The sequence below is a fragment of the Cryobacterium tagatosivorans genome, from assembly GCF_004402215.1.
In the GTDB taxonomy this organism is placed as follows: Bacteria; Actinomycetota; Actinomycetes; order Actinomycetales; family Microbacteriaceae; genus Cryobacterium; species Cryobacterium tagatosivorans.
On the sequence record NZ_SOEZ01000076.1, the window covers coordinates 1 to 12,869 of the forward strand.

Here is a 12,869-nt window from a genome sequence, read left to right on the forward strand (position 1 = left end):
GGCAGGCGCGCAGGCGGGCAGGCGCGCAGGCGGGCAGGCGCGCGCGGGGCGCAGGCGGGCAGGCGCGCAGGCGACGCAGGCGGGCTACGACCGCCGGATGAAGAACGCCGCGGGGATCGCGAAGAGCGAGATCACGGCTCCGCAGAGGAAGGCCGCGTGGATCCCGGTCGCGGCGGCAGCGACATCCGTTGCCCCGCCGGCCAGGCTCGTGGCGGCGACGGATGCCATCACGGTCACGAACAGGGCCGTGCCGACGGCGCCGGCGAGCTGCTGCACGGTGCCGACCATGGCGCTGCCGTGCGAGTAGAGCTCGGGGCGCACGGCGGCCAGGCCGGCGGTGAACAGCGGGGTGAAGAGCAGGGCCAGGCCGAAGCTCAGGGTGACGTGGGCGGCGAGCACCAGCCAGGGCGAGCTGTCGGCGCCGAGCATGGTCATCGCCCAGAACACGGCGCTGACGATCGCGGCGCCGGTGATCAGCAGCCGGGTCGGGCCCGAGCGGTCGTAGAGGCGTCCGACCGTCGGGGCGAGCAGGCCCATCACGAGGCCGCCGGGCAGCAGGAGCAGGCCGGCCTGCAGGGAGCTGAGGCCGAGCACGGTCTGGGTGTAGATCGGCAGCAGGATGATGGTGCCGAAGAGGGCCATCATGCTGATCGCCATCATCACGATCGCGAACGTGAAGGTGCGCGAGCTGAAGGTGCGCAGGTCGAGCAGGGCGCGGTCGGTGCGCTGCAGCCGGAGCTGGCGCAGGATGAACAGGGTCAGGGCGCTCGCGCCGACGGCCAGCGGCAGCCAGCCGGCGACCGAGCCGAGGCCGCCGGATGCCGCGCCCAGGTTGCTCAGGCCGTAGACGAGCCCGCCGAAGCCGAGGGCCGAGAGGATCACCGAGAACACGTCGATCGGGGTCTTGCGCGGGGTGGTCACGTTCTTCATCAGGGTGCCGCCCACGACCAGGGCGGTCAGGGCGATGGGGAGCACGAGGATGAACATCCAGCGCCAGTCGAGCACGCTGAGGATGGCGCCGGAGATGGTCGGCCCGATCGCCGGGGCGACCGAGATGACGATGGAGATATTGCCCATCATCCGGCCGAGGTGCGCCGGCGGGACGAGCGTCATCACCGTGGTCAGCAGCAGCGGGAACATGATCGCCGTGCCGGTGGCCTGCACGACGCGGGCGGCCAGCAGCACCTCGAAGCCCGGCGCGAGCGCCGCGATCAGCGTGCCCGTGCTGAACAGGGTCATCGCCGCGATGAACACCGGGCGGGTGTTGAAGCGCTGCAGCAGGAATCCGGTGACCGGGATGACGACGGCCATCGTGAGCATGAACGCCGAGGTGAGCCACTGCGCGGCGCTCGCCGTGATGCCGAGGTCGGTCATCAGGCGCGGAAGGGCGACGCCCATGATCGTCTCGTTGAGGATCACGACGAAGGTCGAGATCAGCAGCAGGGTGATGACCAGGCGGTTGCGGGTGTTGAGGGCTTCGTCGGCGGCGGATGCGACGGCCGGGTGCGCGGGGTTCGTGTCGGTGGTGTTGGCGGTGGCGGTTTCGGTCATGCGAAGGTCCCGTCGAGGTGCGCGGTCAAGAAGTGCGGTCCAGAAGTGGTGCGGCAGGCGGGGCGTTCACCGGCTGTGCATGGGAGTAACCGGTCGGGCGCCCGATGCATTCCGAGAGTACAGAATCGGGGACGAAACGGGCCCACGGCGACCGGAGAGGCCGCCGTGGGCACCGAACGTCACTGTCGCTCATCGGAAGGGCACTGTCATCCGGTATCTGAGCAGGTCGACGTGCAGGCGTTCCATGGCCCGCTCGCGTTGCTCGCGGACACGGAGGACGGCCTCCCAATCCGCGGTCTCCACAGCAACGCGGGAGGCGGGCCGCGCCACGCCAGGGCGCCGTCCCCACTTGATCAGGGCGACGCCCACGTGCAGGGCAATGCGATCGATCGGGCCGACGCGCCGCGGCCGAGGCTGCGAGCGTTCCGGCGCTTGTCCGGGCCGCGGTTGCGGCGGGTGGTCGTGGCGACCGGGCTTGGTCGACAAGGTTGTATTCATGGTGATTGAGCCTCACTGTGACGGTGCAGGCTCGACGGATGCGATTGCATCCGTCGTGCGCACCGGCGGGGCCGCCGGAGGCGGCACAGGGACGACATCGTCAACTGCGCGATGTCAGGGAAGCGATCGCCGGAGCGATCAGACCGAAGGCGCGGAGTGCGCCGGTTTCGGCACGGGCGTCGAGGGCGTCACCGCCGGACGGGCGGCGGAATCTCGCGGCCGGCTAGTCGGTGGTGACGCCGACGAGGCCGGCGGTCATGCAGGTCAATCCTGCAAAATCTGAACGAATCATGTGCGGCTCCTCTCGTCGTTTGGCGTAGGACCCACGGTATCGGGCACACAGCCGGCCACACAAGCATTCCGGCAAATGGGCATCGCGGTCCGGGTGCCGTACGGCTACTTGGCCCAACTGGCTTCTGGCGCGGCTTGCCCTACGCAATCCCGAGCTGCACCAGCAGCCGTGGGAAGTCGGTGACGAGGGCCTTCCAGACAATCTGATAGTCGGTGTTCGCATAATCGCGCGCGAGGTAGTTGCGCATGGCGCGCAGCTCCGCCCACGCGACCTCCGGGTGCCGGTCCCGATATCCCTGCGGCAACCGCTCGACGGCGGTCTGGAGGTCGATCACGATGGCTTTGGCGGCGAGCTGCTGGGTGCGATCGGCCCGGTCGAAGAACACCTCCCGGCCGCGGGCCGTGATGAGGTTTGCGTGACGCACCAGGTCACGGACGTCGGCCAGCAGCGCATCCGTTCGGTCGAATTCGTGAGTCATCGGCCCGCGCTCACAGCGGCACGGCTTCGGCGACGGCCCGGTCCCGGATGGCGCCCTCGGCCCGGTCGCTCATCACATCGACGTGCACGCCGAGGAGTTTCTCGAGGTCGAGGACGAGTCCGGCCGCATCGAGGATGGAGGCCTCGGGAGTGAAGGAGACCAGGAGGTCGATGTCGCTGCCGACGACGTCCGTGCCCCGGGCGACGCTGCCGAAGACCCGCACGTTACCGGCGCGGCGACGGCCGGCCAGTTCAAGCACCCGGTCGCGGTCGCGACGCAACACGGCTGACGGCCGTTGGGCGGTGGCGGCCAGGATGCGGGCGAGGGTCTCGGGGCGCGGCTGCACGCGGCCGGCTTCGTAGGCGGAGAGATTCGGCTGCGGCACTCCCGCGCGCGCGGCCAGCTGGCTCTGCGAGAGTCCGACCCGTGCGCGCGCTTCGAGAAGGCGGGTTGACGTGCTCATGCCGGGATCATAGCTCGCAGCTATAGGTGGGCACCCTGATCCGCAGAAGAGGAGCGCGACGCACTCTGGCAGTCCGCTGCCGAAGAAGTGCCAGCGGGTCTTGCACAACACTATAGCAAGTGCTTTACTTTAGTACATGCTTAAGGAATCACCCGACCTCAACCTCATGTTCCAGGCGCTGGCCGACCCCACGCGGCGCGCGATGGTGGACCGGATGACGCGCGGGCCGGCATCCGTTTCTGACCTCGCCCGGCCGTTCGCGATGACCCTGGCCGCCGTGATGCAGCACCTCAAAGTGCTCGAGGAGAGCGGGCTCGTGCGCACGCAGAAGGAGGGCCGGGTGCGCACCTGCCGGATCGACCCGGCCGCGCTGCGCACCGCCGAGGACTGGATCGCCGAGCGCCGCACGACCTGGGAGAGCCGGCTCGACCGGCTCGGGGCGTTGCTCGACGAGGACTGACCGACAATCGCACCACGAGAAGGAGAAAACGATGACATTGCCAACCGAACGCCCGCTGACCGAGCGCAAGCTCACGCACTCGACCTTCGAACTGGAGCGCGAGTACAAGGCCCCCGTCGCGAAGGTGTTCCAGGCCTTCGCCGACCCGGCGATCAAGGCGAAGTGGTTCGACGGGCCCGAGCCGTGGCGTCCGATCGAGTCGGCCCTGGACTTCCGGGAGGGCGGACACGAGATCAACGAGGGCCAATTCGGTGAGGGAGGCCCGGTTTCCCGCTTCGACGGCACCTACCACGAGATCGTCGAGAACCTGCGGATCGTCTACAGCTACGAGATGCGCGTCGACGGCGCCCGGCTGTCGGTGTCGCTCACCTCCATCGTGCTGACGCCGACGGATGCCGGCACCCGCCTCACCCTCACCGAGCAGGGCGTCTACTTCGACGACCTCGAAGACCCCGAGCTGCGGATCGAGGGCATGCGGGAGGCGCTGGAGATGATCGCGCCGGTGGTGGAGTAGTCGCGGATGCTCGACCACCACGTCACGTTTTTATCACCGATCGGCGACGTGGGCGTGACGAATCCGGGCCCGGGCCCGTCTTAACAGTGACGGCTGCCCCAGCCCTCGACCGCCCGAATCTGCAGGACGATAGGATTCCCGCACATGAACCCCAAGGAAACCCCCGTGACGAGCACCGACCGCGCGAGTGCCGAACGACGGAATGCAGCCGCCGTGACTAACCGTGGCCGCAGCACGGAGGTGGATGGGCATCAGTTCACCGTGCACTCCATGGCAAGCACCTCGCGTTCTCCGGAGGTGCCGACCTACCTGTTGGTGCACGGGATCGGGGCCTCCCATCGTTACTACCGCCGGGTGCAGAAGAGCCTGGCCGTCACCGGGCACACCCTGTCGCTCGACCTTCCCGGTTTCGGCGGTACCCGCAGGCCCGAGCAGCCGCTCGCGGTCGAAGAATACGGAGCCCTGCTCGGCCGGCTTCTGGATCAGCTCGAGGTGCCGCGGGTGGTCGTGATCGGCCATTCGATGGGCGCCCAATTCGTCACGGAGCTGGCCCGGCAACGCCCGGATGCCGTCTCTCACCTGGTGCTCATCGGCCCCGTCACCGATCCGCGCCGGGCGACGGCCGTGCAACAGGCGCTGGGACTGACCCGGGATGTGGTCAAGGAGCCGCCGTCGGGCATCCTGATCGTCTTCCGCGACTACCTCGAGTGCGGCCCGCGCTGGTTCTCCACCGAGCTCGCAGTCATGCTCGACTACCGCACCGACCTGGCACTCCGCGAGGTGCGCTCCCCCACCCTCGTGATCCGAGGCGCCAACGATCCCGTCTCGGGCAGCGACTGGTGTGCCTCCCTGGCCGCTGCCGCGCCGGACGGGCATTTCCTGGAGGTCGCGGGGCACCGCCACCTGGTGCACCACAGCGCCGCCGTGCAGACGGCCGCCTTCATCGAGGGGCACGCCCGGCGGCATCCGTCGGTCGCTCATCCGGCCTCATGAGGCAACGTCTGCTGAGGCACCGTGTGCTGAGCCCCCGTTTGCTGAGTCGCCATCTGCGCGAGGGCAGGTGGTGGATGCTCGACTACGTCTACGCGGCGACCGGGCAGACCCGCGCCTTCCTCTCCCGCGCCCGGCCGGCGGACTTCCGCTCCGGTTCCGGCGCGCCGATCGTCATCATCCCCGGGGTGTACGAATCCTGGCAGTTCATGCGACCGCTGATCCAGACTCTGCACGACCACGGGCATCCGGTGCACGTGGTGGCGGCGCTGGGCCGCAACCGGCGTTCTCTGACGGATGCCGCCGCAACCGTGGCCGCCTACCTCGAGCGGGAGAACCTGAACGACGTCATCATCGTGGCGCACAGCAAGGGCGGCCTGATCGGTAAACAGCTCATGACGACCGCTGACCCCGACCATCGGGTGCGCGCGATGACCGCGATCAGTGCTCCCTTCGCCGGCTCCCGCTATGCGCGCTACCTGGTCGTGCCGAGCATAAGTGCCTTCGCCCCTGCCAACGTCGCCCTGCACGACCTCGGCCTGGACCACCGGGTCAACGACCGGATCGTGTCCATCTACGGAGTGTTCGACCCGCACATCCCCGAGGGCAGCGAACTTGTCGGCGCCCGCAACATCCAGCTCAGCGTCGGCGGGCACTTCCGCATACTCGGCGACCCGAGGACCGTGCGGGCTGTCCTCGACGCTGTGACGGATGCCACGGCGCCGGATGCCGCGACGCCGGTGGTCTGACTCCACTGACACGAACCGGTTCGGCCACCGTCCCGGAGTTCACCCGGCCAAAACGTCGATCAGCACCTTCCCGACGACGCTGCTCTCTACCAGGGCATGGGCATCCGCCGTGTGCGCCAGGTCCACCCGGTGCAGGGGCAGCCCCGCCTCCTCCCCCACGGCCAGGGCGCCATCGGTGAGGGCGGCATTGATGTCCTCGGCCGCCGCCCGAATCACGTCGGCGCCCACCGTGTAGAGCAGCAGGAACTGGTAGCGCACGTTGAGGCTGAAGTGATTGCGCACGTCGAGCGTCATCTGGTCGCCGCCGTTGTTGGCGTAGACGGCGATCGACCCGCGATTGCGGATGACCGCGAGGTCGAGCTGCGAATTCTGGGCGGGGGCGACCTCGACCACGAGGTCAACGCCATCCGGGGCAATCCGCCGGATCTGGGCGACGATGTCCGAGTCGGTGTAGTTCAGCACGTGCTGAGCGCCGGCGGCCGTGGCGAGCGCCGCCTTCGCCGGTCCGCTCACGGTCGTGATGACGGATGCCCCCGCCCACCGGGCGAGCTGGATCGCGGCGTGCCCGACCGCACCGGCACCGCCGGCCACGAGCACGATCTTGCCGGCCAAGGCGCCCGGGTGAAGCCGGCGCGGCCCGTCCTCGGCCACGGTCAGCGCGCGGTACGCCGTGATCGCCGGCACCCCGAGGCTCGCGCCCTGGTCGAAGCTCGCATTCGCCGGCAGAGCGAAAACGCGATCGGCGGGCATCACCGAGCGTTCCTGGGCCGTGCCGCTGTGCGCGCGCTGGTACGCGGCGAGCGCCAGCCAGACCCGGTCGCCGACCATGACGTGCTGCACTCCGGCGCCGACCGCCTCCACGATACCGGCGCCGTCCTGGCCGGGCACGACCTCGTCGAACGGCAGAGCCTCGCCCGGCGCTGAGCCTCGGCGGGACTTCCAGTCGGTGGGGTTCACCCCGCTGACCACGATCCGCACCCGCACCTCGCCGGCTTCGGGTTCGGCCACCGGCCGATCGACAAGTTCAAGCACGGACGGGTCACCGGTCTGGCTGTACACAATGGCTTTCATGTCAGGCACAACGCGCCCGGGGGTGGAATGTTCCCTGGACTCCAGCAAGCGCGACCGCCACGTGACTGTTGTCGGCGTGCGTGAGTGCCAAACCCGCCCGGATGGCCGACCTCCTCGAGCGGATCAGCACGGGGAAGGCACCCGCCTCACCCTCACCGAGCAGGGCGTCTACTTCGACGACCTCGACAACACCGAGCAGCGGATCGCGGGCAGGCGGGAGTTGATGGAAGCAATTGTGCCGGTCGTCGAGGTAAGGCAACGGCGGGCCAGCCTTGGTCTACGCTGGCCGGGCTCACTGCCAGCCACACGCACTTCGCTCCCCCACTTCGGGACCGAACGCACCGCAAGACGCCTGGCCTGAATCGTCGGCGTCCAGCCCGACCCCCAAACCTCCCAAACATCACTTCGACCGGCTGTTACGCTGACTCAACTGCTCAAGTCCATGGGGGGGCTGCGTTGCCTGTTCTCGCAATCTACGTGCCAAACACTGTTCAGGGCCATCAGAACCTTGAGCACGCAATCAAGACGCGTCGGTGGGGCTTCCGTAAGGACAGGCCCGAGTACACCGGGGTGGAACCACGTACCCTCGTTCTGATTGCCACCGGATACAGCCACTCAACGATGGGCAACAGCCCTCGCAAACAGCCTGAGCAGTACGTGCAGGGATCGATCGCCCGCATAATGGTGTTTCGCGCCGAGTCCCGGGTGACTGATCAAAACACGTTCCACTGGCCCGATGAGGTCCAGGAGCGTCAGGTGAAGTACCCGCACCGACTCACCCTCACGCCGCTCTATGAGATCCATAACGTCGAGCTCGCCAAGATTCCCTTCGAACTCGCGGATGCTTTCCGCTATTCGGCTCTCACGCAGGGCGCAGGTAGGCCCGTGTTGGACTCCCCTTTTACTCTCGCGATCGAACAGGGTCAGCTCCCGCCGGAGGTGTCCCTCAGCCTTTCCCAATGGCCGGAAGACCTTGCCGGCATCGGTGCCTACCTGGCGCGAACCGACAACTCGTGGGTGCAAACACTTCGCGAGCAGGCCGTGGCTCATGCGGAGATCGCGCATTGGCGTCCGGTCGGCTCCCAGCATGCCCCGCTCCCGATTGGGCCCGGCGAGCCGTACGTGTTTGCGCGCACGCCTGAGCCCGGATCCGCAACAGGCATACGCGCGGCAGTTGGTGCCGGAGTCTTCTCGGGCGTCTCTCGGATGCTGCTGTCAGAACTGTGGGAGTGGTTCCAACTCGAATGCGGGGCGCGCTCACACAGGGAACTCCGCACCCAGTATGCGACTCGCACCGGTGCACCACTTGAAGCCGCAGCCGACCCCGAAGTCGAAAGCCTGCTACTACGCGATGTTCGGTTCTTCTCTGAAACGGAAGAGCTCACAGTTCAGGTCGATGAGTCGGATTTCGTGCTCAGCGGTGGCAGATATTTCGACCTCGGCACGTTGGCCAACGAGCATCCTATGATGCGCGCAGTCCTCACCTATTTTCATCCGACGGCCGACGACACGGATGACGAAGTCACTCAGCTTGTCCTGACTCGCATCCGGGGTCAGGCGAAGCTTGTTGCCCCGCGGCTCGGGCAGGGCGCTTTCCGAGCGATGGTCTCCGAGGCCTACAACCATCGCTGCGCGCTCACCGGCGAGAAAGTCCGCCCGGTGCTCGAGGCTGCACACATCAAGTCGTTTTCCTCCGGCGGTGAGTACCGAATGGACAACGGGCTTCTCCTCCGCAGCGACATGCACACGCTCTATGACCGTGGGTACATCTCGTTCGACGTCGACCGAAGCCTCATGGTCAGCCCCCAACTGCGTGAGAAGTTCGGAAATGGCGACTGGCTCTACTCACGCGCGGGGACGCCGATTTCGATCCCCACGAAGGCCGTGGATCGTCCGAACCTTGAGTTCCTGGAATGGCACCGGGACAGCGTGTTTCTCGGCGCTTGAGAAAAGCCCGGAGACGGCTTCGTGTCGGAGCTCTCGTGCTCAACCTAGGTCGTTGTACTTAGTCGAGACCCCTTTGGCCTTCTCAATGGGGTACTTCGCCCCGTTCTTGCCCAGCTTCGCGTTGAAGGCCTCTTCGACATCAATCCCGAGGCCGTCGGCCAGCTGAAGGAGATAGGCCAGCACGTCAGCGATTTCGTCGCGCGCTGCTTCGCGGTTGGCGGGGACCGTCATCCAGTCCTGGATATTGTCCGCTTCGACCCACTGGAGCAGCGCGTTCAGCTCCCCCACCTCACCCGTGAGCGCCATGACGAGGTTCTTCGTCGAGTGGAACTGTTGCCAGTCGCGCGCTCGCGCGAACGCGCGCAGGTTGGTCTGCATCTCAGGTATCCCCATGCTCCCCATTCTGTCTCCTGGGCGCGTGCTCAGCCGCCTCGGGTCCGTGACACTCAGTCAGAAACCCAAGACTCGTCGCATGGGGGCTCGCGACGGGCCCACATTCGCCGGCACGGAACACCCCCCGAATTGGTGCCACAGCCGGGTCGCGCAGATGGAACCTCCGGAAAAAGGCCCCGATACTCTGTTGAGACGTGGAGTCACGGCCCGCCCGGAAGGGGCTTGGAATGAGTTTCAACGCAACGAGATTGACATGTTTTGCACTCATCGCGGCGATCGAAGGCGATTGCCGCGAGTCGATATTGAATCTGCAATCGGGCTCCGCCGAAGCGACCGTCACGTGGCCGGAAAACGCTGCCCGTCGTGCGCACGAGCGACTGGAACGTGAAAAGGGGGTAAGGCCCGATCCCTCGCGCAGCGCGCTCGTGGACTACCTAGATTTTGCAGATGGTCATGAAATTCTGCTTGCAAACAAATCTCTGCTCACCGATGACCATCGGAAATCGCTTTCCGCAGCAGCACCGCACCTCGGACGGATTGTCGCGATCCGGAATCGAGTTGCGCATACTCGACCGATGGAGATTGATGATCTCGTGGAGCTTTACGACGTTGCCCGAGACCTGGTTCGCCTGTCGCGTGAAAGCTGGAAGACAATCGATGAGACGCTCCAGCGACTTGAACGAAACCCCGAATTCGTCCTCGGCCTGACGATTCAGCTGCCGGCTGATCCTTCGTCACCCATATCGCACAATCTACCGATTCCGGATTTTGACGAAACGGGATTCTTCGGGCGCGCCAAGGAACTTCAACGGATAAAGAAGGCTCTCTTGGGCCCATACCCGGTCGTATCCATCTTGGGCGATGGCGGACTCGGCAAGACCTCACTTGCGCTCAAGGCCGCGTACGATCTGCTGGACGACTCCCGAACAGAGTTTGAGGCAATTGTCTGGGTGTCTGCCAAGGCCACCACGCTCACCTCCAGCGAAATTCGAAACATTGGCGGCGCAATCCAGGACTCGCTTGGCCTGTTCGAAGCTGCGGCGACTGAGCTTGGTGCCGTGGCTTCCGCTGGAAACGACCCCATGAGCGAGGTACTGCAATACCTTGAAAGCTTTCGCGTCCTCCTGATACTGGACAACCTGGAGACTGTAACCGATCAGCGTCTGCGCGACTTTCTACTCGAACTTCCAAACGGCAGCAAAGTGTTGATCACCACTCGGATCGGGCTGGGAATTGAGAACCCCGTGAAACTTGAACCCCTCTCGGCGGCGGAATCTCGAACGCTGCTGCGGGCGCTCGCCTCGATTCGAAACGTCCCGACATTGAAGTCATTGGATGAGGACGGAATGGCCATCCTGGTCGCGGCGGTCAAAGGTCACCCGCTGTACATCAAATGGCTGGTTGCCGGCGTTCAAGCCGGGAGAAGGCCTTCAGAGCTGGTCAACGACAACAGCCTGCTCCTCGAGTACTGCATGTCGAATGTCTACGACCAATTGAGCGGAGATTGTCGACAGGTTCTACAGTCAATGCAGGTCATGAGGGGCGCACGAGGACAAGGCGAACTGGCATACCTCAACGAGATGTCGGCAGATCAAATACAAGCCACGCTCCTGGAGCTCATGACAACGAACTTCGTTGCGATGCGGCAATCCAAAGTCCATTCGCTGGAGGCGAGTTACGAGACCTCTGACTTTGCGAGCCAGTACCTGGCGCGGACCAACCCGGTCCTGCAGGCGTTCAGGGAACACATCACAGCTCGATCGACTGACTTAGCCAAAATCGGACTGCGACTGACTGCCGACGGGCGGGCGAAGAAATATGATTCGCACACTGTCGATGTTCGAGGGCAGCATGATGTTCCGGCCGCTCGCTTGCTCATTGATGCGTTCAAACGCGCGGATGAAGGCAGCGTTGACGCAGCGATTGATCTCTGCCGTGAAGCTCAGACACTTTCGCCGACGTATCACGAAGCCTGGAGAGTCGAAGCGACGATACAGGCAAAGCGACAGGATCGCGATGCCGCTATTTCTGCATTCGAACGCGCACATGAGATCGCCCCCGACTCGGCCGTCGCCAGCTACCATTTCGGTGCCTACTTGGCAGGGGGCGCCAGCGAACCCGCCTGGGGCTTGAGAGTTCTGCAGGCCTCCGCCAGCGCAGGAGGAACCGGGCCACAGCTCCTCGCGGAAATTGCAGCAACCCACCTTCTACTAGGGAACTACATCGAATGCCTGGATACCTACCTGAGTCTCGCGCAGTCATCTCAGCCAGGGGCCGACAAGTTGGCGATTTTGCACTTGGCCTTGCGAGGTGGCTCCCAGGGGGCGGTCGCGTTGCGCGAGCGCGGCGAACTCTCCAACTCGCTGCAGGTAATTGAAGCCGCGTTCGGAATCGCCACGGAGATCGACGTTCAACATATTGATGCAGAAGCAACAGACTGGCTTCTCGACCTCGGGTATTCCACGTTCGCCGTCGCAACAGCAGCCGAGGGTGACGAGTACCTTGTCAAGCGAGCAAACGAGTACGGCTCAGCGATCGCAGACCGCGTTCGAGTCGTCGATTCGGAAGCGATGACTCGTGTGTTCGGCTATGTGAAGAATGTTGAAGAACTCAAGCATTTCGGCTTTGTAAGGCATGCCGGCGCGGATTACTTCTTCCACCACAATGACCTTGCCCGACGCCAGGACTGGCCCGACATGCTCCCGGGTGTTCGCGTGTGCTTCCAAATTTGACCTCACGAGTCCGAAGGGAAGCCGAGCCGCCAACGTGAGGTTGATGAAATAGTGCTTGGCCGGGTGACTGTCGCAGTCCCTTGCCCCTAGCTGGGGCCGGTCATGGCATCTGGAAACGCCTAACAAACTCTCGAACGTCAGGAAACTCCTGTCCGGGAGCAAAATGGTGACACAGTCCGAGCTTGGCGGGCGTGCCATCGGCGCTCACAACCACGGTTGGGATAGCACTGCTTTGCCAGAGGCCCACAACGCCTGGATTGTCGTCGATCGCCAGACCGATAGCGTTTGTGCGCGATAGGGAGGCGAGTATGTCCGACTTGACGAGCACACCGGAACGATTGTCACGGTTCCTACGAAAATGAATCTGGTCATACGGAACTCCGTGTTCGGCGAGCCAAAGAGTTGTGAGAAAGGACCAACGCTCCTCTCGCGCCGTCACGATCCCGATTGCCCACCCTTCAACTGAAAGCAGACGAACAAGCTCAACCACCCATGCGTTCGCTGGGCAGTCGATCGATTGAGAATGGAACCGTCCGAAGTCGCGCTTGCCGGAAAATCCTTCCAGCAGGGGATCAACGTGATGTCGAATTGTGCGCACATCACATAGAGTCCCGTCTACGTCGCAGACGACCATCCGAGGCTTTGCGAGCGCGATTTGCACCGGTCCCCCACTCAGCTCATTCACTGTGTCATTCTGCGCCCAATGGGCGTCGACTCTCAGCTCCGTCGAT

The 12,869-nt window shown here is 65.0% G+C and carries 13 protein-coding genes; 6 read left to right on the forward strand and 7 right to left on the reverse strand.

All coding sequences use genetic code 11. The features are described 5' to 3' along the window. Positions 1-84: 84 nt before the first annotated feature. From E3O23_RS15820 to E3O23_RS15835, 4 genes are all read right to left on the reverse strand, one after another. Complete coding sequence (locus E3O23_RS15820; RefSeq protein ID WP_134492685.1) at positions 85-1,551, reverse strand: DHA2 family efflux MFS transporter permease subunit; 1,467 nt, start codon at positions 1,549-1,551, stop codon at positions 85-87. Between the two features lie 189 nt (positions 1,552-1,740). Further along, positions 1,741-2,049 carry a hypothetical protein gene (locus E3O23_RS15825; protein ID WP_134492687.1) on the reverse strand — a complete coding sequence of 103 codons (309 nt, stop codon included), beginning with the start codon at positions 2,047-2,049 and terminating at the stop codon, positions 1,741-1,743. Between the two features lie 431 nt (positions 2,050-2,480). Continuing rightward, complete coding sequence (locus E3O23_RS15830) at positions 2,481-2,819, reverse strand: HepT-like ribonuclease domain-containing protein (RefSeq protein WP_134492689.1); 339 nt, start codon at positions 2,817-2,819, stop codon at positions 2,481-2,483. A 10-nt stretch (positions 2,820-2,829) separates the two neighbouring features. Further along, positions 2,830-3,282 (reverse strand): helix-turn-helix domain-containing protein, encoded by a 453-nt coding sequence (locus E3O23_RS15835; RefSeq protein ID WP_134492691.1) that lies wholly within the window; start codon positions 3,280-3,282, stop codon positions 2,830-2,832. Positions 3,283-3,418: 136 nt separating this feature from the next. Between E3O23_RS15835 and E3O23_RS15840 the strand changes: the two genes are divergently transcribed. From E3O23_RS15840 to E3O23_RS15855, 4 genes are all read left to right on the forward strand, one after another. Continuing rightward, positions 3,419-3,742, forward strand: a complete 324-nt coding sequence (locus E3O23_RS15840) for an ArsR/SmtB family transcription factor (protein WP_134492693.1) — start codon at positions 3,419-3,421, stop codon at positions 3,740-3,742. Positions 3,743-3,773: 31 nt separating this feature from the next. Continuing rightward, positions 3,774-4,256: an SRPBCC family protein gene (locus E3O23_RS15845; protein ID WP_198415198.1), complete on the forward strand. Its 483-nt coding sequence runs from the start codon at positions 3,774-3,776 to the stop codon at positions 4,254-4,256. A gap of 144 nt (positions 4,257-4,400) precedes the next feature. Further along, the gene (locus tag E3O23_RS15850; RefSeq protein ID WP_134492695.1) at positions 4,401-5,249 is read left to right on the forward strand and encodes an alpha/beta fold hydrolase; all 849 of its coding nucleotides are present in this window, start codon (positions 4,401-4,403) and stop codon (positions 5,247-5,249) included. A 74-nt stretch (positions 5,250-5,323) separates the two neighbouring features. Continuing rightward, positions 5,324-5,995 carry an esterase/lipase family protein gene (locus tag E3O23_RS15855; RefSeq protein WP_134492697.1) on the forward strand — a complete coding sequence of 224 codons (672 nt, stop codon included), beginning with the start codon at positions 5,324-5,326 and terminating at the stop codon, positions 5,993-5,995. A gap of 39 nt (positions 5,996-6,034) precedes the next feature. Here the strand turns inward: E3O23_RS15855 and E3O23_RS15860 are convergent, their stop codons facing one another. After that, positions 6,035-7,066: an NADPH:quinone reductase gene (locus tag E3O23_RS15860; RefSeq protein ID WP_134492699.1), complete on the reverse strand. Its 1,032-nt coding sequence runs from the start codon at positions 7,064-7,066 to the stop codon at positions 6,035-6,037. 456 nt (positions 7,067-7,522) lie between these two features. On the opposite strand from E3O23_RS15860, the gene E3O23_RS15865 reads away from it, so the two are divergent. Next, entirely contained in the window at positions 7,523-9,013 is a 1,491-nt protein-coding gene (locus E3O23_RS15865) for an HNH endonuclease (protein ID WP_134492701.1), read from the forward strand. 39 nt (positions 9,014-9,052) lie between these two features. Here E3O23_RS15865 and E3O23_RS15870 read toward each other — a convergent pair whose 3' ends face one another. Further along, complete coding sequence (locus E3O23_RS15870) at positions 9,053-9,391, reverse strand: nucleotide pyrophosphohydrolase (RefSeq protein ID WP_241983511.1); 339 nt, start codon at positions 9,389-9,391, stop codon at positions 9,053-9,055. Positions 9,392-9,633: 242 nt separating this feature from the next. On the opposite strand from E3O23_RS15870, the gene E3O23_RS15875 reads away from it, so the two are divergent. Further along, positions 9,634-12,138, forward strand: coding sequence for an NB-ARC domain-containing protein (locus tag E3O23_RS15875; protein WP_134492705.1), 2,505 nt, complete (start codon positions 9,634-9,636; stop codon positions 12,136-12,138). Positions 12,139-12,238: 100 nt separating this feature from the next. On the opposite strand, the gene E3O23_RS15880 is transcribed toward E3O23_RS15875, so the two are convergent. Beyond that, positions 12,239-12,823, reverse strand: a complete 585-nt coding sequence (locus tag E3O23_RS15880) for a phosphatase domain-containing protein (protein WP_134492707.1) — start codon at positions 12,821-12,823, stop codon at positions 12,239-12,241. Positions 12,824-12,869 lie beyond the last annotated feature (46 nt).